Annotated in this window: 22 protein-coding genes and 1 tRNA gene; 10 read left to right on the plus strand and 13 right to left on the minus strand. The window is 69.4% G+C overall.

Going from position 1 to position 23,383, the window contains the following annotated elements; all coding sequences use genetic code 11:
* Positions 1 to 211: 211 nt before the first annotated feature.
* A complete protein-coding gene (locus tag JOD49_RS01925) occupies positions 212 to 1,237 on the minus strand; it encodes a 6-phosphofructokinase (RefSeq protein WP_205305744.1) in 1,026 nt (341 codons plus the stop codon).
* A 131-nt stretch (positions 1,238 to 1,368) separates the two neighbouring features.
* Here JOD49_RS01925 and JOD49_RS01930 point away from each other — a divergent pair, with 131 nt between their 5' ends.
* Positions 1,369 to 2,178 carry a class I SAM-dependent methyltransferase gene (locus JOD49_RS01930; protein WP_205305745.1) on the plus strand — a complete coding sequence of 270 codons (810 nt, stop codon included), beginning with the start codon at positions 1,369 to 1,371 and terminating at the stop codon, positions 2,176 to 2,178.
* Between the two features lie 320 nt (positions 2,179 to 2,498).
* Entirely contained in the window at positions 2,499 to 2,714 is a 216-nt protein-coding gene (locus JOD49_RS01935; protein WP_239525121.1) for a hypothetical protein, read from the plus strand.
* 67 nt (positions 2,715 to 2,781) lie between these two features.
* Here JOD49_RS01935 and polA read toward each other — a convergent pair whose 3' ends face one another.
* Positions 2,782 to 5,586 carry a DNA polymerase I gene (polA, locus tag JOD49_RS01940; protein WP_372441186.1) on the minus strand — a complete coding sequence of 935 codons (2,805 nt, stop codon included), beginning with the start codon at positions 5,584 to 5,586 and terminating at the stop codon, positions 2,782 to 2,784.
* Here polA and JOD49_RS01945 point away from each other — a divergent pair.
* Positions 5,480 to 5,926 (plus strand): hotdog fold thioesterase, encoded by a 447-nt coding sequence (locus JOD49_RS01945; RefSeq protein WP_205305748.1) that lies wholly within the window; start codon positions 5,480 to 5,482, stop codon positions 5,924 to 5,926. The genes polA and JOD49_RS01945 overlap by 107 nt on opposite strands.
* 153 nt (positions 5,927 to 6,079) lie before the next feature.
* Here JOD49_RS01945 and JOD49_RS01950 read toward each other — a convergent pair whose 3' ends face one another.
* Together JOD49_RS01950 and JOD49_RS01955 are read right to left on the minus strand one after the other, a co-directional pair.
* The gene (locus tag JOD49_RS01950) at positions 6,080 to 6,748 is read right to left on the minus strand and encodes a GNAT family N-acetyltransferase (RefSeq protein ID WP_138824537.1); all 669 of its coding nucleotides are present in this window, start codon (positions 6,746 to 6,748) and stop codon (positions 6,080 to 6,082) included.
* 219 nt (positions 6,749 to 6,967) lie between these two features.
* Positions 6,968 to 7,666: an ANTAR domain-containing response regulator gene (locus JOD49_RS01955; protein ID WP_205305749.1), complete on the minus strand. Its 699-nt coding sequence runs from the start codon at positions 7,664 to 7,666 to the stop codon at positions 6,968 to 6,970.
* Positions 7,667 to 7,786: 120 nt separating this feature from the next.
* Here JOD49_RS01955 and JOD49_RS01960 point away from each other — a divergent pair.
* Positions 7,787 to 7,860: transfer RNA gene (locus JOD49_RS01960), tRNA-Leu, on the plus strand.
* Between the two features lie 290 nt (positions 7,861 to 8,150).
* Here JOD49_RS01960 and JOD49_RS01965 read toward each other — a convergent pair.
* Entirely contained in the window at positions 8,151 to 8,582 is a 432-nt protein-coding gene (locus JOD49_RS01965) for a site-specific integrase (RefSeq protein ID WP_205305750.1), read from the minus strand.
* 81 nt (positions 8,583 to 8,663) lie between these two features.
* Here JOD49_RS01965 and JOD49_RS01970 point away from each other — a divergent pair, with 81 nt between their 5' ends.
* On the plus strand, positions 8,664 to 9,296 hold the full coding sequence (locus tag JOD49_RS01970; protein WP_205305751.1) for a hypothetical protein: 633 nt from the start codon (positions 8,664 to 8,666) through the stop codon (positions 9,294 to 9,296).
* 240 nt (positions 9,297 to 9,536) lie between these two features.
* On the opposite strand, the gene JOD49_RS01975 is transcribed toward JOD49_RS01970, so the two are convergent.
* On the minus strand, positions 9,537 to 10,562 hold the full coding sequence (locus tag JOD49_RS01975; protein ID WP_307822317.1) for an alpha/beta hydrolase family protein: 1,026 nt from the start codon (positions 10,560 to 10,562) through the stop codon (positions 9,537 to 9,539).
* Positions 10,563 to 10,591: 29 nt separating this feature from the next.
* Here JOD49_RS01975 and JOD49_RS01980 point away from each other — a divergent pair, with 29 nt between their 5' ends.
* The 4 genes from JOD49_RS01980 (at position 10,592) to JOD49_RS01995 (ending at position 12,906) form a co-directional block, all read left to right on the plus strand.
* On the plus strand, positions 10,592 to 11,182 hold the full coding sequence (locus tag JOD49_RS01980; RefSeq protein WP_205305752.1) for a GNAT family N-acetyltransferase: 591 nt from the start codon (positions 10,592 to 10,594) through the stop codon (positions 11,180 to 11,182).
* Complete coding sequence (locus tag JOD49_RS01985; protein ID WP_205305753.1) at positions 11,179 to 11,988, plus strand: PaaX family transcriptional regulator; 810 nt, start codon at positions 11,179 to 11,181, stop codon at positions 11,986 to 11,988. Before JOD49_RS01980 ends, JOD49_RS01985 begins: the two co-directional genes overlap by 4 nt.
* Before the next feature lie 412 nt (positions 11,989 to 12,400).
* Positions 12,401 to 12,595, plus strand: coding sequence for a hypothetical protein (locus tag JOD49_RS01990; protein WP_205305754.1), 195 nt, complete (start codon positions 12,401 to 12,403; stop codon positions 12,593 to 12,595).
* Positions 12,596 to 12,702: 107 nt separating this feature from the next.
* Entirely contained in the window at positions 12,703 to 12,906 is a 204-nt protein-coding gene (locus JOD49_RS01995; protein ID WP_205305755.1) for a cold-shock protein, read from the plus strand.
* Between the two features lie 317 nt (positions 12,907 to 13,223).
* Here JOD49_RS01995 and JOD49_RS02000 read toward each other — a convergent pair whose 3' ends face one another.
* Both JOD49_RS02000 and JOD49_RS02005 read right to left on the minus strand, forming a co-directional pair.
* Entirely contained in the window at positions 13,224 to 13,475 is a 252-nt protein-coding gene (locus JOD49_RS02000) for a hypothetical protein (RefSeq protein ID WP_205305756.1), read from the minus strand.
* A complete protein-coding gene (locus tag JOD49_RS02005; RefSeq protein WP_205305757.1) occupies positions 13,472 to 13,708 on the minus strand; it encodes a hypothetical protein in 237 nt (78 codons plus the stop codon). Before JOD49_RS02005 ends, JOD49_RS02000 begins: the two co-directional genes overlap by 4 nt.
* A 333-nt stretch (positions 13,709 to 14,041) precedes the next feature.
* On the opposite strand from JOD49_RS02005, the gene JOD49_RS02010 reads away from it, so the two are divergent.
* On the plus strand, positions 14,042 to 14,743 hold the full coding sequence (locus tag JOD49_RS02010; RefSeq protein ID WP_205305758.1) for a PAS and ANTAR domain-containing protein: 702 nt from the start codon (positions 14,042 to 14,044) through the stop codon (positions 14,741 to 14,743).
* Positions 14,744 to 15,011: 268 nt separating this feature from the next.
* Here the strand turns inward: JOD49_RS02010 and JOD49_RS02015 are convergent, their stop codons facing one another.
* From JOD49_RS02015 to JOD49_RS02035, 5 genes are all read right to left on the minus strand, one after another.
* A complete protein-coding gene (locus JOD49_RS02015; RefSeq protein ID WP_205305759.1) occupies positions 15,012 to 18,002 on the minus strand; it encodes a glycoside hydrolase family 3 C-terminal domain-containing protein in 2,991 nt (996 codons plus the stop codon).
* Between the two features lie 155 nt (positions 18,003 to 18,157).
* Entirely contained in the window at positions 18,158 to 18,571 is a 414-nt protein-coding gene (locus tag JOD49_RS02020; RefSeq protein WP_205305760.1) for a hypothetical protein, read from the minus strand.
* 127 nt (positions 18,572 to 18,698) lie between these two features.
* A complete protein-coding gene (locus JOD49_RS02025) occupies positions 18,699 to 21,068 on the minus strand; it encodes a glycoside hydrolase family 3 N-terminal domain-containing protein (protein WP_239525122.1) in 2,370 nt (789 codons plus the stop codon).
* Positions 21,069 to 21,610: 542 nt separating this feature from the next.
* Positions 21,611 to 22,639: a glycosyltransferase family 2 protein gene (locus JOD49_RS02030; RefSeq protein WP_205305762.1), complete on the minus strand. Its 1,029-nt coding sequence runs from the start codon at positions 22,637 to 22,639 to the stop codon at positions 21,611 to 21,613.
* An 11-nt stretch (positions 22,640 to 22,650) separates the two neighbouring features.
* On the minus strand, positions 22,651 to 23,349 hold the full coding sequence (locus JOD49_RS02035) for a GtrA family protein (RefSeq protein WP_239525441.1): 699 nt from the start codon (positions 23,347 to 23,349) through the stop codon (positions 22,651 to 22,653).
* Positions 23,350 to 23,383 lie beyond the last annotated feature (34 nt).

Here is a 23,383-nt window from a genome sequence, read left to right on the forward strand (position 1 = left end):
AGGGCGGTAGGCGCACTGCACCGTCAGACATCCTATCGACGGAAAGGCGAAGCGGTCAAAGGGAGAACGGAGCGGTGCACGCGCTCTCACCCTCCCGCCCGTGGGGACCCGCCCCCGACCGACCGGTTGCGCCCGACGATCGACCGACGGCCCGACGCACGACTGCCGCTCGTGGGATCCACGAACGGCAGTCGGTGAGGCAGGGCATGCGTCAGGACAGGGCGTGCGCGACCCTCAGCAGCTCGGCGGGGACGTGCTTGACCTTGCCGGCGATCTCGTCGAGCGGGACGAGCACGACGCTCTCGCCGCGCAGCGCCGTCATGACCTTCGACTCGCCGCGCGAGATCGCGTCGACCGCAGCCACACCGAACCGGCTGCCGAGGATGCGGTCGGTCGGAGTCGGCTCGCCGCCGCGCTGGACGTGCCCGAGGACCGTCAGGCGCGTGTCGAACCCGGTGCGACGGGCGATCTCGGCCGAGACCCGCTCGCCGATCGAGCCGGCGATGATCTCGCCGTACTTGCCGAGCTCCTGGGTGAAGTTCATGCTGCTGCCCTCACGCGGCACGGCACCCTCGGCGACGACCACGATCGAGAAGTTGGCGTGCGCACGGTGACGGTGGCGCAGGAACTTCTCGATGGCGTCCATGTCGAAGGGGTCCTCGGGGGCGAGGACGACCTCGGCGCCACCGGCGATGCCGGCGTTCACGGCGATCCAGCCCGCGTGGCGGCCCATGACCTCGACGACCATGACGCGGTTGTGGCTCTCCGCGGTCGTGTGGACCCGGTCGATCGCCTCGGTCGCGATGTTGACGGCGGTGTGGAAGCCGATCGAGAGGTCGGTGCCCTCCACGTCGTTGTCGATCGTCTTGGGGATCGCGACGATGTTGACGCCCGCGTCCGCGACCTTGCTCGCGGCGTGCAGCGTGCCGTCGCCGCCGATGCAGATCATGGCATCGAGACGCTCGGCCTCGACGGTCGCGAGGACCGCGTCGATCCCGCCGTCGGACGCGTGCGGGTGGAATCGCGCCGTGCCGAGAAGGGTTCCCCCCACGGGCAGGACGTTACGGATGTCCTGGCGCCCGAGCGGGACGATGTCGCCGTCGACGACGCCCTTCCACCCGTTGCGGAACCCGATGATGGTGTGTCCGTACTCGCCCATCCCCTGCTTGACGACAGCCCTGATGGCCGCGTTCAAACCGGGGCAGTCCCCGCCACCTGTGAGCAGACCGATGCGCAACTCGAACCTCGTCTCGTGATGAGTGATCGTCGGAAGGCGGACCAGCGCCTTCGCTCGACCGACCAGCCCCCATCGTATCGATCACCAGGGGCGATGCCGTGGAACGACCCTCGTCGCGAGACGATGGATGCATGACGGATGAGACGATCGGCTCGGTCGGATACCACGACGTACCGCCCGCCCAGGGCGGCGCCGCAGGTCGCACGTGGTGGGACGCCAACGCCGAGGAGTACCTCGACGAGCACGGGGACTTCCTCGGCGCGGTCGACTTCTGCTGGTGCCCCGAAGGGGTGCGGGAGTCCGAGGCGCGGCTGCTGGGCGACCTCGACGGCCGCCGCGTGCTCGAGGTGGGAGCGGGCGCCGCGCAGTGCTCGCGCTGGCTCGCGTCGCGAGGGGTCGAGGTCGTCGCGACCGACGTGTCGGGCGGGATGCTCGCCACGGGCGCACGGCTCAACGCCTCGACGGGCGTCGCCGTGCCGCTCGTGCAGGCCGACGCACGCAGGCTCCCGTTCGCGGACGCGAGCTTCGACGTCGCGTTCACGTCGTTCGGGGCCATCCCCTTCGTGCCCGACGCCGGCGCGATCCATCGCGAGATCGCTCGCCTCCTGCGCCCGGGTGGTTCGTGGGTGTTCTCGGTGACCCACCCGTTGCGCTGGGCCTTCCCCGACGACCCGAGCGAGCACGGCCTCACGGCGAACCGGTCGTACTTCGACCGCCGCCCCTACGTCGAGACCGACACGGCGGGGCGGGTCGCGTACGCCGAGTACCACCGCACGGTCGGCGACCACGTGCGCGAGGTCGTGGGCGCCGGGCTCGTGATCGAGGACGTGATCGAACCCGAGTGGCCGGCCGACAACCAGGAGGTCTGGGGCGGCTGGGGCCCGGTCCGTGGCGCCTACCTGCCGGGCACGGCGATCTTCCGGACGCGCCGGACAGGCTGAGGGCGACGAACTCGCGCCGGGGCGGCGAGGCGGACGCAGCGGTCAGCGGCCCGGCTCCCGGAGCCCGGAGCCCGGAGCCCGGAGCCCGGAGCCCGGAGCCCGGAGCCCGGAGGGAGGGTGCGAGGCGCCGGGCCGAGGCGCCGTGCGCCGAGGGCTGGGCGCCGGAGCGCCGGGAGCCGGATGCCGGGTGCCGGGTGCCGGCGAGACACGACGGGGCAACCCCGGTGTCAACGTGGGTTGACGAGATGCTCGCCGTCAACTTATGTTGACACCGTGGCCATCGCCATCCGACCGGAGGACACCCGATGAAGGAGCCCGACATGACGACTCTCGTCCACGCCGCCGAGGACGACGACCCGCTGCGCGCTCTCGCGGCGCTCCGCGAGCTACGGCACGAGACCGACCGGCGCGAGTCCCTCGTGGTCCGCCGGGCCCGGGCCCGGGGCATCTCCTGGGCGGCCATCGCGACGATCCTCGGGGTCAGCCGCCAAGCCGTGCACAAGAGGTACGGCGGCTCACGGTTCGCCCGGTCCTGACTCCCGGCCGCAAGCCCCTCGTCGACCGTCGGGCGAGCGATCGCACCTCCCGACGGCCGACCGGACGTCAGTGGCCCGCGTCGTGCCAGGTGCGTCCTGCACCCACCGAGACGTCGAGCGGCACCGAGAGCTCCGCAGCCGCACCCATCTCCCGACGCAGCAGCTCCTCGACGGTGTCCCGCTCCCCCGGTGCGACCTCGACCACGAGCTCGTCGTGAACCTGGAGCAGCAGGCGAGAACGCAGGTCCTGGGCGTCGATCGCACGCTGGACGCCCAGCATCGCGACCTTGATGATGTCGGCGGCGCTGCCCTGGATGGGGGCGTTGAGCGCCATGCGCTCGGCCATGTCGCGGCGCTGACGATTGTCGCTCGTGAGGTCCGGCAGGTAGCGACGGCGCCCCAGGATCGTGGCGGTGTAGCCCGTGACCCGCGCCTCGTCGACGACTCCCGTGAGGTAGTCGCGCACGCCGCCGAAGCGCTGGAAGTAGTCCTCCATGAGGCCCGCGGCCTCACCCACCGAGATGTTGAGCTGCTGCGAGAGGCCGAACGAGGACAGCCCGTAGGCCAGGCCGTAGGACATCGCCTTGATCTTGGAGCGCATGGCCGGGGTGACCTCGTCGGTCGGGACGTCGAACACGCGCGACCCGACGTAGCTGTGCAGGTCCTCGCCCGACCGGAACGCGGCGATGAGGCCCTCGTCGCCCGACAGGTGCGCCATGATGCGCATCTCGATCTGGCTGTAGTCCGCGGTCAGCAGCGTCTCGTAGCCCTCCCCGACCACGAACGCGCGACGGATCCGCCGGCCCGCCTCGGTGCGGATGGGGATGTTCTGCAGGTTCGGGTCCGTCGAGCTCAGTCGCCCGGTCGCCGCGATGGTCTGCTGGAACGTCGTGTGGATGCGACCGTCCGCGGCGACCGACTTGAGCAGGCCCTCGACCGTCTGGCGCAGGCGCGTGGCGTCGCGGTGCGCGAGCAGGTGCTCGAGGAACGGGTGGCCGGTCTTGGCGAACAGGTCCGCGAGGGCCGCGGCGTCCGTGGTGTAGCCGGTCTTGATCTTCTTGGTCTTGGGCATGCCCAGCTGGTCGAACAGGACCTCCTGGAGCTGCTTGGGCGAGCCCAGGTTCACCTCGCGACCGATCACGTCGTAGGCCTCGGAGGCGGCGGTCGCCACGAGCTCGCCGAAGTGCTTCTCGAGCTCGGTGAGGTACTCGACGTCGGCGGCGATGCCGCGCGCCTCCATGCGGGCGAGCACGTCGACGAGCGGGAGCTCGAGGTCCTTGAGCAGGTGGTCCGCGCCGCGATCGCGCAGCTCACCCACCAGGACCTCCGAGAGGTCGAGGACGCCGGTCGCCCGCACGGCGTCCCGCTTGTCCTCGCCCGAGCCGTCGAGCGAGAGGTCGAGCGCACCCTGGGGCTCGTCGACCTCCTCGACGCGCAGCTCGCGCTTGAGGTGCCGGATCGCGAGGTCACCCAGGTCGTAGCCCCGCTGGTCGGGGTGGCACAGGTAGGCCGCGAGCTCGGTGTCGAACACGACGCCCTGCAGGTCGAAACCGCGGGCGGCGAGCTCGTGCCAGGTCGCCTTGGCGCCGTGGACCACCTTGGGCGCGTCGGCGTCCGCGAGCCATGCCGACAGGGCCTGCTCGTCGACGACCGCGACGTCGGCGAGGTCCACGGCGACGGCCGCGGCGCCGTCGTCCGCCACCGCGAGCGACCACGCGTCACCGCCCACCGGGGCGGCCTTGCCCGCGACCACGAGCCCCACCGGGCGCTCCTTGCGCGCCGTGAGCCACGCGCCGAGCTCCCCCTGGCCGAGCTCCGCGAGCGAGACGTCGAAGCCCTCCTCGACGTCCTCCTCCCCCTCCGGGGCGAGCGCGAACAGACGCTCGCGCAGGGCCGTGAACTCCAGGGCGTCGAACACGCGGTGCATGGCCTCGCGGTCCCACGGCTGAGCCAGCAGGTCGTCCGGACCGAGCGGGAGCTCCATGTCCGTGAGCAGCGCGTTGAGCTGCCGGTTGAGGCGGACCTGGTCGAGGTTGGCCCGCAGGTTCTCCCCCGCCTTGCCCGTGATCTTGTCGGCCGAGGCGAGCACGCCGTCCAGACCGTCGTACGCGTTGATCCACTTGGCGGCCGTCTTGGGGCCCACGCCCGGGATGCCCGGCAGGTTGTCGCTCGTCTCCCCCACCAGGGCCGCGAGGTCCGGGTAACGCTCGGGCGGGACGCCGTACTTCTCCAGCACGGCGTCCGGCGTCATGCGCGCGAGCGTCGAGACCCCGACCTTGGGGTAGAGCACCGTCACGTCCTCGCGGACGAGCTGGAACGAGTCGCGGTCCCCCGAGCAGATCAGGACCTCCATGCCCACGGCCGCGGCCTGGGTCGCGAGGGTCGCGAAGATGTCGTCCGCCTCGAAGTTCTCCTTCTGCAGGACGGGGATGTTGAGCGTCGCGAGGATGTCCTTGATGAGCGGGACCTGGCCCTTGAAGGGCTCGGGGCTCGCGTCGCGCGTGCCCTTGTACGACGGCAGGACCTCGGTGCGGAACGACGCGCGCCCCGCGTCGAACGCGACCGCGACGTGCGTCGGCTTCTCGTCCCGCAGCAGGTTCGTCAGCATCGAGACGAACCCGTAGACGGCGTTGGTCGACTGACCGGTGGTCGTCGAGAACTTCTCGACCGGCAGGGCGAAGTAGGCCCGGTAGGCCATCGAGTGTCCGTCGATCAGCAGGAGGCGAGGTCGCGCAGTGGTGGTCACGAGTGCAAACCTATCCGCTATGACTGACACGCACGGAGCCGAGAGCCCGACCACCTCCCCCGACGACTCAGCACTCGCAGCGCTGCGCGCGAGCACCGTGGGCACCCTCATCGAGCGCATGGGCATCACGCTCGACGACGTCGCCCCGGACCGCGTCGCCGGCAGCATGCCGGTCGTCGGCAACACCCAGCCGGCGGGCCTGCTGCACGGCGGCGCCTCGGTCGTGCTCGCCGAGACCCTGGGGTCGATCGCGGCCCAGATCCACGCGGGCGAGGGGCGCGCTGCCGTGGGCATCGAGATCAACGCCACACACCACCGCGGCGTGCGCTCGGGCTCGGTGCACGGTGTCGCCACGGCGCTGCACCTGGGACGGACCACCGCGAGCTACGAGATCGTCGTGGTCGACGACGAGAGGCGGCGCGTGTGCACCGCACGCCTGACCTGCATGGTGCTCGACGGGCGCTGACGCACCGCACGATCCCACGCAGCGGTCCGGGAGCCCTGGTGCCCCCGGTCCACCCGTCAGGAGGCGGCGCCGTCGCGCCCTGACCTGACCCGAGGGTCCGACGACGAAGGGCCCGGCTCGAGGAACGAGCCGGGCCCTTCGCGTGCGACGTGGTCAGCGGACCGCGGGCTCGCTCACGAGCGGCGCGTCGAGACCTGCGGCAGCCTCACGACGGTAGTCGTCCTGGAAGGCCCGGAGGTCGACAGGACCCGTCTGGCCGTCGGTCCGCGCCTTGCGCCGACGCGCGATGAGGTCCTCGAGGCTGCGTGCGCCCCGGCGCAGGGTGCCCGAGTCGGCGGCCAGGCGGCGCTGGAGCACCGACGTCGAGACGACGCGGTGGCCCGCGGCCGGCGCGAAACCGAGCCGCGCGAGGAAGCGCTGCACGCCCCGCGACCCCGGGATCGGCACCGAGAACACGTCGATCGCGCCGTGCTCGGCCGCGAGGTCGGCGGTGGCCGTGAGCAGTGCGTGCCCCACCCCGCGGCGCCGCGCGTCCTGCGACACGTACAGCGCCTCGATGTACAGGCTCGGCTCGTCGTTGAAGAGGTGCGGGTCGAGCACGCGGGCGAGGAGGAAACCGACCGGGACGTCGTCGTGGAACGCCACGAGCGCCGTACCGCCGGGGACCGACAGCAGGACCCGGAGCTGGCGGACCAGCTTGGACTCGTCCGAGAGGCAGACCTGAGGTCCGGCCGCGGACTCGCGTCGGGCCTCGGCGCAGAGTGCAGCGACACCAGGGAGGTCGTCGCCGACCGCAGGCCTGACCACTACTGCTGCACGCACGTGGAACCTCCTCGTAGGATCCTCCGACCACGGAGCACCCCGGCGGCAGCAGAGCCTTCTGCCACCGACGAGCGCCCCCGGTCATCGATCGACTGATGCTTCGTGGGAGTCCGGATCGTCGAACTCATCGACCTGGACACCTGTCCATGACGATAGCCTTCCTGAGCGTCCCGAACAAAGAGGCTGTTCACGACCCGATTCACGCCGTGCCGCACCGGATCAGGCGCCGCCGACCTGCTCGATGACGGCGTCCGCGACCTCTCGCATCGTCAGACGACGGTCCATCGAGGTCTTCTGGATCCAGCGGAACGACTCGGGCTCGGACAGCCCCATCTTGGTCATGAGGAGACCCTTGGCACGGTCGACGCGCTTGCGGGTCTCGAACCGCTCGGCCAGGTCCGCGACCTCGGCCTCGAGCGCGCTGATCTGCGAGTAGCGGGAGATCGCGATCTCCACGGCGGGCAGCAGGTCCGCGGGGCTGAACGGCTTGACGACGTACGCCATGGCGCCGGCGTCGCGGGCCCGCTCGACCAGCTCGGTCTGCGAGAACGCCGTCAGGAGAACCACGGGGGCGACGTGCGCCTTGCCGATGCGCTCGGCCGCCGAGATGCCGTCGAGCTCGGGCATCTTGACGTCCATCACGACGACGTCGGGCTTGAGCTCGAGCGCGAGCTTGACCGCGGTCTCGCCGTCGCCCGCCTCGCCCACGACGTCGAAGCCCGCCTCGCGGAGCGTCTCGACGACGTCCATGCGGATCAGTGCCTCGTCCTCCGCGACGACGGCACGGCGGGCAGGGCGACCGCCCGACGGCGCAGCGGGGGCCTCGGGCTCGGCGCTCGGTTCAGGCTGGATCAGGGGGGGCAGGTCGAGCGGTGCCGTGGCATCGGGCTGCGCGTTGTCGTCACTCACGTCCCTCATCGTAGTGGGAGAACACCTCGATCGCCCCGCGCCACGGGTGTGATTCTCGTTTCGTCCCGGTTCTGTGGTTCGATGGTCCACGCACCGCAGCGGTTTCCTCGTGAACCCCTGACGGCCAGTGCCCCGGTAGCCCAACCGGCAGAGGCGTTCGGCTCAAACCCGATCCAGTGTGGGTTCGAATCCCACCCGGGGCACCCACAGATGCAGGTCAGAGCGTCGTCGCCTGGCCTGCATCGTCGTTTCCGGGGCCGAGAACAGGCTCGGGTCAGCTACTCACCGTTGTCGTCTCGACAGCGACGAACACCCTCCGCAGACGACGCGCGACGACGCGCTGCCGCTCCGCTCATCCCGGGGCTCGACGCCCCGCTCAGCCATCCCGCTCCACGCACCGGTATCCGCAGGCGGTGGATGATCTTGTCCGCAGGCCAGTGGGCCCACCGGCAACCCTGGCAACCACCTTGCGAGGCGGACGTGAAGCACACCCTCACCCAGCAGGGGGTTCCGGTGAGGAGGTGCTCGCCGACACCGGCGGGTCCCTGCGCACGATGCGCGCTCCTTCGCCGATGGTCTTCCTCTGCCGGGCTGGCGCTACCTTCGCTGCAGCCCGGGTGTGGTCATCAGGCTCGTCTCCCAGGTCGGTGATGACACCTGCTCGGCGGCCGGAGTCGCCGGTGACAGCGCGGGCGGCACCGAACTCACGCTCGATCATCGTCGCGACCGTCGTGCGGAACGTGTGCAGCCCGACCCACTCCCGGTCGGCCTGGGAGCGAATGTCGCGCCGGGCACGGCGGAGACTGTGGGCGAAGCCCCCGTTTCCGTTACGGGTGACGAACACCGCGTCGAGTTCGTTCTCGCACAGCTGCTCGCGCCGGCGGCGTAGCACCCCGACGGCGAAGGACGGGATCGTCAGGCTCACGGGGTCGGATGCGTGTGCTGTCGTGAGTCGCCGGTCACCTGTGCGGCAGCACCGTCAGTGCCCCGCCGTAGGTTCGATCGCATGCCTTCCGCGCCGTTCCACCTGGACATCTCGATGACGCCCGAACGGCGCGAACTGTTCGCGTCCTGGCTCGAGGCGATGCACCCGCGCCTGGCGCGGGTCGAGGACTTCATCACCCCGCGGGAGTGGAGCGGCGGGTACACCCGGGAGTCACTCGTCTCGCTCGAGCAGTACATCCTCGACAGGTGGCCCGACAAGAAGGCGTTCATCGACGAGAACGACACGGACTTCGTCGACGGTGCGACGCGGTACATCGGGGAGACGTACCTGCGCCTCGCAGGTGGCGGATGGTCGATCGACCACGACCCGACGTTCATCTACACCGGCCGACCCGTGGTCCGGTTCGACACCGGGAGCCCGATACCGGTCTCACCGGTGCACCTCATGACGACCATCCTCGCCCGGCGCACGGGGAACGTCCTGACCCGGATCTGGGACGGCCAGGCTGCCGCCGTGGAGCGGCGGCGCGAGGCGGAGGGGCCGGGCTGGGAGCCGACACGCCAGCCCGTGCCGGGCCGCGTCGCCGAGCGCCCAGGATCCCCCGAGCTCGCCGCCTGGGTGCAGCGGGCGCCCGCCGACTCCGTGAAGCCGCGCACTGCGAGCACTCCGCCGACGGGCGTGACGCTGACCTGAACGAGCTCCTCCCAGTCATCGTGGTCCGCGTGCACAGGTTCCCCAGACGACCAGGAGACGCGGACCGGGCCAGCCCCCGAGGCGACGAGGCGACGACCCATCCATGGCTATCTGCGTCGCGCGGCGGATGCGTAGTCGGGCACCGCGCGACCGACGACGGTCCCGACCGGTCATCGCACTTCCTGGTGGCGGAGCAGAGGCGCGCTGGACGGGGAGGGAGTGGTCGTTCACAGGTCTGGGTCAGCGCCCGACCCCAGAGAGAAAGGCCCCATAGTCGCTGGTGGTCCCGGGCGCGAGAAGTGCTCGGGGCCAGATGATGCCGGTGAGGACGCCGACAAGATCGTTGTCCTCCATGAGTGGGCGGGCCAGGGAGTGTGCACCGTCGACGAGAGTGACGGTGAGCGACGATCCAAAGATCGAACGGTAGGTGCTTTCGGTCTCCGCGACGTCGACGTTGCGGTCGTGCGTGCCTGCCATGAGGTGCACGGGGATCGCACGCGCGGCTGAGGCGATCAGGTCTTCCGTTGCGTCGGCGTCGAAATTGCGCTGGACGAAGCCCCAGCGCTCTTCGGTCATCGGATCGAGGCTGCTCGTCGATGCGAGGTACTCCTCGTAGGACCCCCCGCGTTCGAGAAGTCCCCGCGTCTGGTCGCTCTCCGCTATGGCGAGCTCTCGCTCCTGCGGGCCCGCGGCGTCGTGCTCGAGCTGAGCGAGGAGGTTGAACCGGCCTTGCCGGAGCCAGTTGATCGCCGTCCCGACGGCGACGACACCGTCGATGTCCTCACGAGCGCTGGTGATCTTGGGGAGTACCCAGCCGGCCTGGCTCGCGCCCCACAGCACGACTGTGTCGGTCGGAACGTCGTCGTCGCCCTGGGCCCAGTCGAGGGCCGCAGAGACCTCTGCTGCTCGATCGTCCATCGACTGTGCCAGCCAGTCCCCGTCCGAACCACCGGTCCCAGGCTTGCTCCACGAGAGTGTGGCGAAGCCGACGTCGGCTGCGGCCTCGAACCATGGGGCGTAGAGACCGTTCTGCGTCGCTTCCACCGGCCCGTCACCGTGGACCATCACCACGAGGCCTCGCGCGGTTCCGTCGTCCGGCAGCGTCAGGACTCCCGCAAGGTCTCCGTCGAGACCTGGGATCGTGACGGCCCTCTGGGTGAAGCGAAAGCTGTTGCCGACGAGAGCGATGCTGGTCACCAGCGCGACGACGCCGACGAGAGCGAGGGCGAGGGCGAGCACAGACCGCCTCGGGTTCTTATTCCGCACGTTCGTATCGTATGCGATAGGTTCGAGTCATGGACGACGTGACGATCAGCCGAGGCTTCACCGAAGACGAGCGCGGCCGTGTCGCCTCCTTGTACTGGGAGGCCTTCGGGCGCAAGCTCCGGCCCGGTTTCGTCGACGAGCAGACCGGGGTCGCAGTCGTCCGGGCTGCGCTGCGCCGCGACCAGATGCTCGTCGCACGCCAGGGTGACGATGTCATCGGGGTCTGCGGCTTCTACGACGCCGGCGCCGGGGCGGCAGACCTCAGATGGTCCCGCCTGCGACAGGCACTCTCGGTTCCAGCAGCCTTGCGCGCGAGCCTCGTCCTGTCCTTGCTCTCGCGGTCACCCCACCCGGGCTCGTTCGTGCTCGACGGCATCTGCGTCGACCGCGCCGCGCGTGGCCTGGGCGTCGGGACAGCACTGCTCGGCGCAGCCTCCGAGGGCGCCCGGCGGGACGGAGCGCGCACCGTGCGGCTCTCGGTGATCGACGGCAACCCGCGAGCGCGCGCCCTCTATGAGCGACAAGGCTTCGTGCCGGTGGACCGCGGGACTCTCGGCTTGCTCTCGCCCGTGTACGGCTTCGACGGCTACACGACGATGGAACGCACGGTCGACCAGTGACGCATCAGATCGCTCCGCGGACCGTTGTCGAGGCGTTCCTGCCGGCCTCCGGCGAAGTGCTGCTGGCCGACATCTACGACACCGCCAATCTCGCGGGGCTCCCCGACCAGCCGGTGCGCCTGGCAATCCGACGCCTCATCGCCGGCGGCGACGTCACACAGCACGGGCGGGGGCGAGCGGGCACCCTCAGCCTCACCAGCGCGGGCCATCTCCGTATGCAGCGCGATCGGCAGAGCCTGGCTCTCGCCTTCGCTCAAGACGCTGGGGACGCCCCGTGGGACGGTCGCTGGCGCATCATCGCCGTCAGCGTCCCTGAACGCGAGCGCACGGTGCGGGACACGCTGCGCCGCGAGCTCCGCGACCTCGGCGCCGTCGCGATATCGACGGGCCTCTACGTGAGCCCTCACCACCTCGTCGACGTCCTGCACATGGACGCGAGCCCGTACCTGTCGACCGCCACCACGGACGACCTCGACGTACGAGGGATCACCGACCCGCTTGCGATCGCCGAGCTCCTCTGGCCTCACCGCCCGACCGTCTCCGCCTACGCGGCCGTCGACGCAGCCCTCCAGCAGGACGGCGAAGACCCCACCACCACCGCCGTCGTCCGCAAGCTCCAGCTCGCGGACGCACTCGAACGGGCCATACGAGACGACCCCCTCCTCCCGCCCGAGCTGCGCGGCCGTGCCTGGGTGCCCACACAGATCCGTGCCGCATGGGCTCGCCGTTGGGACACTCTCCACGCAGACACCAGAAACGCCATCTACGAGGGTTGGTGGCCCCCGGCCACCACTGCGTACCGCTGAGAGCTGTGCGGCGCCGGGTACCCCCACTCAGTTCACCCGGTCGCCTCACATCGCGACCTACCCGAGCTCGCTCGTCTGTCGGCGTGATCGCGCGGTAGGCGCGTGCGACGGTCGCTGCCCATACGAGGCTCTCCAGACCGACGAGAGCTCGGGCACCTTCGCGACGTCGTCCGGTATCGCCGAGTCCGCGTGGGGCTGTGGTGTACTGTCGTCTGGTAGCGCCCACGTCGCAGGGTTCAGCCCGCGACGATCTTCGGTCTTCGGCATCGGAGCTAGGCCGTGCGCGCCAGGTAGCCCAGACTACCGTCGACGATCTCCGCCCAGCGTGTGCGGAGCGAAAGCAGAGAACATCCTTTCTTCCACCCTTGAACGCCCTGAGTCTTGTGACACCCCCGGGGCAGCGTCCGCTGTCATGGGCGGATCGGGACAAGACCTCGTACTGCGCCGCGCCGACGACGACCTCTGGGTCGCCACGGCGGACGGCGAGTATGCCGGGCTCGTGACCCGACTTCCCGACGGCTTCCACGTCCACGACCGCTACACGCGGCCGGTGGGTGTCGTCGCTGCGCTCGACCACGTGGGGCGACACCTCCTCGCCGCCGCATGATCCCTCGGCCGGTTCCTACCGGACCGGCCCCTCACCGTCGGCGCCCTGCGGGGCGCGGCATCCAGGCCCACTGTCGTGAGCCGGTCGTATCAACGAAAGAAGACACCATGGCTACAGGCACCGTGAAGTGGTTCAACGCTGAGAAGGGGTTCGGGTTCATCGCCCCCTCCGACGGAACCAGCGATGTGTTCGCCCACTACAGCGAGATCACCTCGAGCGGGTTCCGCTCGCTGGAGGAGAACCAGAGCGTCTCGTTCGACGTCGCCCAGGGCCCCAAGGGCCCGCAAGCGACGAACATCGTCGCGATGTGACCCCATGGTGGGAGGACCGCGCGTCAACGCGGTCCTCCCACCATCTGTCTGTGCTCGGCGACCATCTGTCTGTGCTCGGCGACGGTGCGCTATCACGTCGGCTGTAGCAGCTGACCCCGACCACACCGTGGGGGCACGCTCCGGAGTTCACGTCGGCAGCAGCATTCGCCGAAGGAGAAGATCCCGAGCGGCGGGCGCAGTGGACGAGCAGTCAGTTCTTGCCTGACCTGTATCGTCGTTTCTCGGGCCGAGGCCGGAGGAAGCGCGCTGCACGGGCGATCACGAGCCGCCTCAGGAGGGGTGAGCGGTCTGATCGGTCAGTGGGATGCGACCGACACCTTGGACGCCCTGGGCACCAGTACCGCGACGACCGCTCCGGCGACCGCGATCACCGGCCCGAGGACGAACGAGAAGAACTCCGCAGGCATCAACCGCCCGGCGGTCCCGGCCTCGTCGGCCTCGACGCCCTCGACGTAGCCGGTGTACGCACCTGCGACGAACAAGATCGCACCGCACACGATGGCGATCCAGCACAGCGCCAGCACCGGGCGCCTGAGATGTGATGTCACGTGAAGTACTCCCCCGAGTGAGTGCGTCGTTGGTCGCTCCATGAAACGTAGAGCATGGCCAGGGCCACCGGCACCACGGCAGAGAATGCCCACGTCACCACGCCCGGCAGGAGCACGCTCCACGCGCCGACACCGGTAGCGCTGGCACGCGACCGTGGGCGCCGCGACAGGTGCTTGGCGGGCTCGCCGGTCAGGGCACGGGAGATCTCCCGGTCGCTCGTCCCGCTGACCATCGCCCATCGCCCATCGCCCATCGCCCATCGCCCATCGGACGAGGATCGCCGGGCATCCGGGAGCGCGGTCGGCCGAGGCCGCGCACGACGAGAACGCGCTCGCGCGCTCAGGGCTCTCGACGTCCCCGGTGCGCCACGCACGAGACGAGCTCGAGAAGCACCGGAGTCCGGCACTGCCGGACTCCCTGCCCACCCCCTCTCTCGACCTCCGGTGGACAGAGAGATCGACTTTCGGTCGAGGCGCACAGGCACGCGACGCGAGAGCGTGGAGGGTGCCGACACGAAGGGGTGCCGACGCCGACACGAGCACGCACCCCGAGGAGTCGCTGCACCATGACCATCACCCCCGCCCGCCGGGCGCGCGCTGTCCCCCCGAAGTCTCCGGGCGGCCCGGGGCAGGCTCGTCCGGTCGGGCGGTTCCGGCACGACCTGGCCACCGGACGCTGGTGGTGGTCGTCCGAGACCTTCGCCCTGCACGGCTACGACCAGGACGAGATCGCGCCGACGACGGAGATCTTCCTGGCACTGCGCCACCCCGAGGACCGCGCTGCCGTCGAGGAGGTCCTCCGCCGCGCAGGCGAGGACGCGATGCCCTTCTCGAGCGTCCACCGCATCGAGACGGCCCGAGGCCGTGAACGGACCCTGTGCCTCGTCGGACAGGGTCGGCGCGACCGCGACACGCACGAGGTCGTCGAGGTCATGGGGTACTTCACCGACCTCACGAGCACCCTCGCCCAGCGGGCCGAGATCCTCGCGGGCGAGCAGATCCGCGCCGCCGCCGAGCATCGCGCCACGATCGAGCAGGCGAAGGGCATCCTGGCCCTCACGTGCGACGTGAGCGCCAGCCGCGCCTTCACCGTGCTGCGTGCCGCGTCGAACGACCACAACGTGCCGTTGCGCAGGCTCTCGGGGTGGGTCGTGGAGCTGGCCGAACAGCTCCCGGCCCCCGACGACCAGCGTCGGTCGGTCAACGAGTTCCTGGACCGACCCCGCGAGCCCCGGCCTGCGGTCGACGTGCTCGACCGATCGGCCTGACGACGGGTCGCCGCGCCGCGCGGCCGACCGAGCACGTGCCGCCGCCGTCGTCGGGACATGACGATGCCCTCGTGAAGGCCTCCCCCACCCCGTCGGGGAGGGAGAGGTGCTCACGAGGGCATCGGTGTCCCGAGAGGGACGAAGAGGCCGAAGCCGGCCGGGTAGCCGACGGCACGCGTGGGAACACTCACCGTCGACCACCCGGCCGCTGGACACCTCGGTCCGTCGTGCGGGTGACGGGGGCACCCGCACGACGGACCGAGGCGGCTCAGGAGTCGGCGCCGACGGCCACCCGCTCCGGGGTGGCGGTGGGAGCCTCCGCCTTGCGGTGGCGCAGCACACGACGCGTCACCATGAACCCGCCGGCCAGCACCAGGAGACCGATCAGCACGGTCGCACCGATCTGGATGTAGACCCAGGTCGGCGGCGTGTAGGTGACCGTGGCCCCCGGCGCGAGCCCGTTCATGGCGTTGGAGTTGGCCACCGTGAACAGGATGTTGTGCGTCGCCTCGCGGATGTCGCTGACCGCCTTGGCCGACGTGGTGTCCCCGAGGGACTTCGACGGCTGGAAGGTCAGGGTGAGGTCCGTACCGGCGCTGATGCTCTGGTTCGGGTTCATGTAGGGGTACAGGTTGAAGTCCGAGATCGCGAAGCCCTCGAAGCCCCACTCGGTGCGCAGGACGTTCGTCATGAGCGCCTCGGAGCCGCCGGCCCACGTGGCGCCGATGCGGTTGAACGAGCTCATGATGCTGCCCGCACCGATCGTCGTCTCCGAGATCGTGCCCTCGTCGTCGGACACGTACTGCACGTCCATGGTGATGCCCTTGACGGCCATCTCGAACGGCTTGAGGTAGATCTCCCGGATCGTCTGCTCGGTCGCCCAGGTGGCGATGCCGTTGTTGACGCGGTTGGTCTCCTGCTCGTTGAGCGCGAAGTGCTTGAGCGCGGTGTAGACGCCCTTGGTCGCAGCACCGTTGGCCACCGAGGTCGCCATCGCGCCGGAGAGGAACGGGTCCTCCGAGTAGTACTCGAAGTTGCGCCCGCCGAACGGTGAACGGTGCAGGTTCATCGCGGGTGCGTACCAGCCGTTGATGCCCTTGAACATCGCCTCGTTGCCGAGCATCTCTCCCATGGCCGCACCGAGCTCGACGTCCCACGTCTGCGCGATGAGGAACTCCGAGGGGTAGGCCACCCCGTTGATGGAGGAGTTGATGAAGGACGAGAACCCGGCGGGGCCGTCGGGCTCGACGGTCTGCGGCTTGGCGATCGAGCCGATCGCGGCCGTCTGGTAGGCGCCGTTGAGCAGCATGGACGTCATGTCACCGACCGAGACGGCGTCGAGCAGCTCGTCCCACTTCGGGTCGTCCTTGGGCAGACCACGCATGTCGACGAGCGTCAGCTCGGTCGGCGCACCCGTCGTGGGCTTCTCGCCCTCGAACGCCGCAGCGGCTGCCTCGAGGTCCCAGGGCTCGAAGCCCTTCTGGACGGCCTCGTCGGCGACGAGCAGGTCCGCGGTCGGGGCCTTCGGGAACGTCCCGGCGAAGTCCGCGCGGGACATCGACAGGATCTTGCCGTCGGTCGGCTCGGCGCTGAACTGCGCCGAGACGTCGTCGAACTGGTTGGTGACCTCGGCGAGGTCCGTCGCACGGTGGTCGTCACCCGAGTACACGATGTCGGAGTCCACCGTGTAGACGATGGGCTCGGTGCCCGGGGCGACGGTGTGGGAGTCGGTCCGCAGCGTGATGTCGTAGGCGCCCGCCTCGAGGACGTACGCCTTGTTGCCCAGGTGGTCGTAGGACGCCATGTCCTCGACCGCGAGGTCGATCGTGACGGTCTCGCTCGCACCGGGCTCGATCAGCCCGGTCTTGGCGAATCCGCCGAGCACGACCTCGGACTTCTCGATACCGCCCGCCGTGTAGGGAGCGGAGTAGTAGAGCTCGACGACGTCCTTGCCCGCGGTGGCGCCCGTGTTCGAGACCTCGACCGTGACGGAGATCTTCCCGTCGACCTCACCGGCCTCGGTGCTGACGACCTTCCAGGCGAAGTCGGAATAGCTCAGGCCGTACCCGAACGGGTAGACGACGGCCTGGTCGTAGTCGATGAAGCCCTCGGCCGCCGCGGTCTCGTAGTAGCGGTAGCCGAAGTAGATGCCCTCGGCGTAGTTCACGAACGGCGCGTCGGACGTGAGCGTGGCGTTGGAGGTTGCCTTCTCGATCGCGGGGACCGGGAAGGACGCCTCGATGTTGTCGTAGACGAACCCGCCGAAGTTGGCGAAGGTCGGGTCGGCCGTGAAGTCGGCCGCCCAGAGGTCCGCGGTACGGCCCGACGGGTTCACGTCGCCCGCCAGGATGCGCCCCAGGGCGCTGAGGCCCGTGGCGCCCGGCGAACCGGCCAGCAGGATCGAGTCGATCTCGGGGTCGTCCTGCAGGGCGCCCATCTCGATGGTGGTCGAGGAGTTGACCACGACGACCACGTTCTCGAAGCTCGACTTCGCGAGCTCGATCATGTCCTTCTCGTCCTGGTTCAGCTCGAGCTGGTGCTGCCCGGGTGCGGCGTTCTCGTCCCAGCCGGTCATGTCCTGCGTGAGGTCACCGCCCTCACCGCCGGGGCGTCCGACGAACACCACGGCAGCGTCCGAGTAGTCGGCGAACGACGCGGACTGCGCCTCGTACTCGCCGACCGGCAGCTCACCGATGTAGTAGGTGGAGATGTCGGGGCGGTCCATCTCGATGTAGCCCCGGGGGTTCTCCGCAGCGAACGCCTCGATCGTGGTGAAGACCTGGTCGTTCACCTCGAAGCCGGCGTTCTCCAGCCCGGCGCGGGCCGTGACGGCCGAGTTCGTGTCGACCGAGCCGGAGCCCGAGCCACCGAACACGGGGTCCGCGGCCGAGCGACCCAGCATCGTCACGCGCGAGCTCGTCGCGAGGGGAAGCGTGCCCGCCTCGTTCTTGGCCAGGACGATGCCGCCTGCGGCGATCTCCTCGACGAGGGCCTTGGCTGCCTCGTCGACCTCCTCGATGCTGCCGAAGTCGGACGTGTAGTACTCGGTGTCCCAGCCGGCGGACTCGGCCGCGTTCGTGAACTCGTACGTGCCGGAGCCGAACTGGGACGCGACCCAGCCGCCTGCGACGTTGAGCGCGACGTTCGCGACGACCGTCACCACCGTCACCGTGGCGAGGGCGGGGGCCCAGATCCACAGGTACTTCTTGTTCGACATCGGCTTCTTCTGCCGGTCGGCGTTGTTCGCCTTGGCGTTCACTGCATTCCTCCTCGAGTGCGGGCAGCGATCAGGTCATGGGGTGACCGACGGCACGTGCCGCGGACGTGACGCACTGCCAGCGTCTCGTCGTGATTGGTCGACGGCCCGGTCCCGCGGACGTCGTCTGGCCAGGGACCGGGCGGTGCTCCGTGGAGCTACTCCGACACCTCGGAGATCTTTCCGTCCTGGTCGATCTGCCAGGTCTGGCCGGTAGCGGCCGAGTCGCCCTCGATCGTGAACTTGCCGTCCTTGATGTCGACCGTGCCCTGCACGCGCGACGCGGCGTCCGAGGCCGTGTAGGGCACCACGAGGAGGCCGTACTTGACGGTCGGGGCCTTGACGTCGCTGGCAAGCATAATCTGGGCCCAGGAGTCGTCCTCGGCCAGGGCGTCCGTCACGGCCGTCTTGGCGTTCTCGAGGTCTTCCTTGATGTCGACGTCCGCTGCCTGCTCCGCGGAGGCGTTCGCGCCGGAGTCGCTGTCGCCGCTGCCGCAGGCCGTGAGGCCGAAGAGCCCCGTCAGGCCCAGCACGACGCCGAGGCCGGTGGTCAGCACCTTGTTCTGCTTCACTTCTGCTCCTTGATGAGTTCTGGCTGCGAGCACGTCCCGCAGCCTTACGGGAGTACCGGGGCGTCCGCAGGACGCCCCGGTACCGGGTGACCGCCGGCTCGCGCCGCCGGTCACCCGTGCGTTGCCGTCAGTCCGTGATCGGCCCCGCGTAGTTCAGGCCGAAGCCGTAGTCGTACGAGCTGCCCGCGGTGTCCGTGTAGGGCGTCATGTCCTTCGAGACGTCCTCGAGCTGGGCCTCGACCGTGTTCATGTCCTTCGGGAACTGGATCGGCAGGCGGCCCTGCGGCTCGTAGAGGCCGAGCGCGACCTCGATGAGCGCCTGGTCGCTGACACCGAAGCCCACGACGATGGCGTCGGACTTGCCCTCGAACTCGGACGGGACGACCGGGTTGATCGCCTTGAGGACCGTGATCACGGGGATGTCCTTGCCGGTGGCCTCGACGGCTGCCGTGGCACGCTCGAACGCGTCGAGGTCGGACTCGTTCGCGATCTTCGAGGTGTTGCCGAAGTACGAGCGGTTCTGCTTGGTGCCGTCGGCCAGGATGTCGCCCGAGAGCGAGACCTTGCGGACGTGCTCGCCGTCCGCCGTGTACGGGCGGTACTGCAGCGACAGCGGGTACCAGGTGTCGTTCTCCAGGTTGTGACCGATGTTGGAGAAGTTGCCTCCGTTGTCCGGCGAGTCCATGCCCACGAGGACGACGTCGACGTCGGCGAGGTCGGGAGCGGTGTAGCTCGTCACGACGCCCTCGGCGTCGGTCACGGCCTCGTCGGTGACGACCTTGCCGAAGTACTTCTCGGCGGTCTCGACGTCGATGCTCGGTGCCTCGGTGTACTCACCGGGACCGAACGCGCCGGGGAAGCCGGTGTTGAAGTTGCGAGGGATGTAGGCGGTCTTGTCCTTCCAGTCCGCGGCGTCCGCGGCCGAGATGGTCTCACCGTCGTTCTTGACCATGACCACGGAGTCGAGCTGGGCCGCGTAGCCCGCCTCGACCTTGTCGTCGCTCGCGAGGACCGACTTGGACTGCTCGAGGTCGAGGAACGGGTTCTCGTACAGGCCCGGGTTGAAGAACATCGTCAGGATGCGTGCGCCCGACTCCTGGAAGCGGGTCTGCGCGTCCTCCTCGAGCTCGCCGGCCTCGAACTTCTGCTGCCACAGGTCGGCAGCCTCGAGGATGTGGGTCGCGTCGTTGACGCCGCCGAACATGTCGTGACCGGTACCCAGCACCTTGAGGTAGCGCTCGGCCGGGGTCAGGTCCTCGGCCCCCCACGCCATGCCGAACATCTCGCCCTCGTCGTCGGCGCCGCTCATGACGCCCCAGTCGGTGACCACGACGCCCTCGTACCCGGCATCCTTGCGGAGCTGGTCCATGCGGTCCTGGTCGTACGCCGTGCCCGTGCGGTCGGTGAACATCGGGTCACCGTTCGCGTCGAGAGCGATCGAGTACGCGGTCATGACCGCCGCGGAGTCGAGCGACCCGAGGAACGCCTGCTGCTGCGCCGCGATGTTGTCACCGGGGTACACGCCGTACTTGCCCGCGTCGGTGTGACCCTCGCGGCCGCCCTCGCCCGGACCGTCGCCGGACCAGTGCTTGATCATCGCGTTGACGGACTCCGGACCCCACTGGTCCGTGCCCTCGCTGCCCTGGTAGCCGTCGACGTAGGCCGCGGCCAGCTCGGTGTTCTGGTCCGCGTCCTCGCCGAACGTGCCACCGACGCGCAGCCAGCGCGGCTCGGTCGCGAGGTCGATCTGCGGCGACAGGGCCGTCGTCAGGCCGAGCGCCCGGTACTCCGCCGAGGACATCTCGCCGAAGTTCTTGGTGTGCTCGGGGTTGAACGTCGCGGCGAGGCCGAGGTTGGACGGCCAGCGCGAGATGTCCGCACCCTCGGCGTTGTAGCCGCCGGATCCCGCGGTCGAGCGCGGGTCGGAGGCGAAGTTCACCGGGACGTACGGGGTGCCCTCGGCCGCGAGGGTCTCCGTGTACGCCTGCATCGCGTTCGCCCACTTGACGGTCGCCTCGGCGTCGCTCGCGCCGGCGTGCAGCACGTTGCGCAGGTCGGAGTCCTTCAGGTACTCCTTCTGCGCGTCGGTGAGCCCGTCGACCTGGGAGCGCTCGTGCGAGCTGAACAGCATCAGGCCGGCGATCTGCTCGACCGACATCTCCTGGGCGAGGTCTGCCGCGCGGTCCTTGGCCGGGACGCGCCAGTCCTCCCACGTGTCCAGCGTGCCGTTGCCGTTCATGTCCTTGAACGCGGACTTCTTGCCGTCGACCTCCTCGGTCAGCAGCTCGATCCCGCTGTCGGCGCCGTACGAGAGGACCGGGCCGTCTCCGGGGTTCGTGACGACGACGAAGTCGGTCTTGCCGTCGGTGACCTCGCGGGTCGTGAAGGCCTTGGAGTCGTTCGCGGACTCCTCGTCAGCGGTGCCGCTGGTGCACCCTGCAACCGCGATCAGGGCGATCGCCGAGAGCGCTGCCGCTCCCTTGGCCCCTCTGGTCATCCTCTGGCCTCGTCGGGCCGTAGCCGTAGTCTTCATCGACATCCCATTTCGTCGCGCTTGCGGGTGTACACGTGTGTGTCTCCTTCGACTCTTCAAGTGCTGCCGCGCTGCAGATGCCCCCTTGCGGCACCATCGATCGTGCGGACCTGGCCGACATCGGAGTCGGTCCTCGTCCGTGCAAGGCTGTGCTGCCCGTGGTACACGTGGTGTCCCATCACCGAAGCCCAGCGGACTCATCACAGCGCGCTTCACGACGGGCTCCCGCCCGTTCTGCACAACCTGTCGATTTGAGTGCACAAACTGTCGCCGCGGTCGCCCCCGGGAGCACCGGTGCTCCCGGCACGCAGGCGCTCCACGGTGTCCGGCATGCGGTCGCCGTCCATGTCGGGCGGTCGCGCAGACGTGGCCGCAGACGCTCGCACGACGACCGGGCCGGGCCAGGCCGGGCCAGGCCAGGCCAGGCCACTGAGCTCGCGCGCCGGTGCGCACACGAGAGGCCCGGCACCGTAGCGGTGCCGGGCCTCCCGGGGTGGTGCTGTGGTCTAGTTGAAGCCGATGACGCGTTGGGCGGTCTTGTAGGCCAGGACGGACAGGTGGCGTCCAGGTCTGCCGGGGAGGTGGGAGATCTGGTGCAGGGTGGTGCGGCGTAGTCGCCGGTACAGGGCGGGGTCGTGGGCGGCGACGTCGGCCCAGAACTCGTCTCTCTTGCGCAGGGCGTCGTGGGTGCCGGCGCGGACCAGGAGCATCGAGGAGACCAGGGACACGATGTCGAGGTAGTGCAGCATGTAGCGCTTGAGGGCGCGGGGGGTGGCGGGGTTCGCGCGGGCCGCGGACAGGTGTTCCATCATGGTGCGGTTGATGCGTAGCTGTTGGTCCACGCGCGAGATCATCACGGTCTCGTTGACGGACTGGTCGGCGCGGCCGATGTAGTACCGGTAGAGGTCGACGTTGAGGTAGTACAGGCGCCGGACCGCGGGCAGGGGTGCGTAGGCGTAGAGGTTGTCGACGTAGAAGGTGTGCTCGGGCAGGACCAAGGCGACCTCGCGCAGCAGGTCGGTGCGGTAGATCAGGGAGTGCATGAGGATGTACTGGTTCTTGCGCAGTCGCCCGACCTGGTCCCAGCCCAGGACCCGGTCCTGGGGCAGGGCGTTGGTGTAGCGCACGGCCCTCTTGTTGCGCTTGTCGACCTTCTCGTAGACGAAGTTGCTGATCAGCACGTCGATGCCGGTCTCGTGGGTGACGAAGGACTCCAGCAGGTCCAGGACCTTGGCGTAGGCGCCGGCCTCGAGCCAGTCGTCGGAGTCCACGATCTTGATGAACCGCCCGCGCGCGTTGGCCAGGCCCGTGTTGATCGCGGCCCCGTGGCCCCCGTTGGGCTGATGGATCGCGCGCACCACCCCCGGGTGGGCGGCGGCGTACCGGTCAGCGATCTGGGCCGTGTCGTCCCAGGACCCGTCGTCCACGATCAAGATCTCCACCCGCGCACCACCGGGCAGCAACGAGTCGATGCTGCGGTGCATGTACGCCGCGGAGTTGTAGCACGGCACCACGATCGTCAACAGCTTGGACATCAGCGCACTCTTCAGACTTCCTGGCCCGCACGGGCCGACGACGAGGACTCCCCCGCACCCCCGGCCACCGGCACACCCGCCACCTGAGCAGGGCCGGGCGCCTCGGCCTGCTCGGCCTGGACCTCGGGGTCACGCTTGAAGATGATCTTGAAGATCGGGAAGAACACCCAGAACGATAGAGCACTGTTGATGATCATCGTGACCATGTCGGCCGCGGTCTCACCCGTCTTGCCCCACCCCCACGTGTCGATCAACAGTTCGTAGATCGGCGCCTTGTACACGCCCTGCAACGCCGCCGCCGCGAACGTGATCACCACATAGGCCACCACGTACCAGAACGCCGCCCGCCAGATCGAGGTGTTCGACTTGAACGTCACGTTGCGCTGAGCGAAGAAGTTGATCACCTGCGCGATCAACAACGTGATCTGCACCGCCAAGAAGTACGCCAACCCACCCCCACCCTCAGGCAACGCCCCCGCCGCGTAGTCGAACACGAAGAACGACGACCCATCCGGATTCGACCCCACCGGCAACACCTGAAAGCTCGTGTCCACCAACCCCGTCAACCCGAACGCCGCCTTGAACGCCGGCATCAACGCCAGCTGCAGCACCGTCACACCATTGCTCAACAAGAAGAACAACAAGAACTGCGCCGTCCCCGGACGCCGCTCAGCAAACCCCGACCACGCCTGACCAATCCGACCGAACATCACACACTCACTCTCAGGAAGAAGGAACGAACCG

The organism is Oerskovia jenensis (assembly GCF_016907235.1).
GTDB classification, from domain to species: domain Bacteria; phylum Actinomycetota; class Actinomycetes; order Actinomycetales; family Cellulomonadaceae; genus Oerskovia; species Oerskovia jenensis.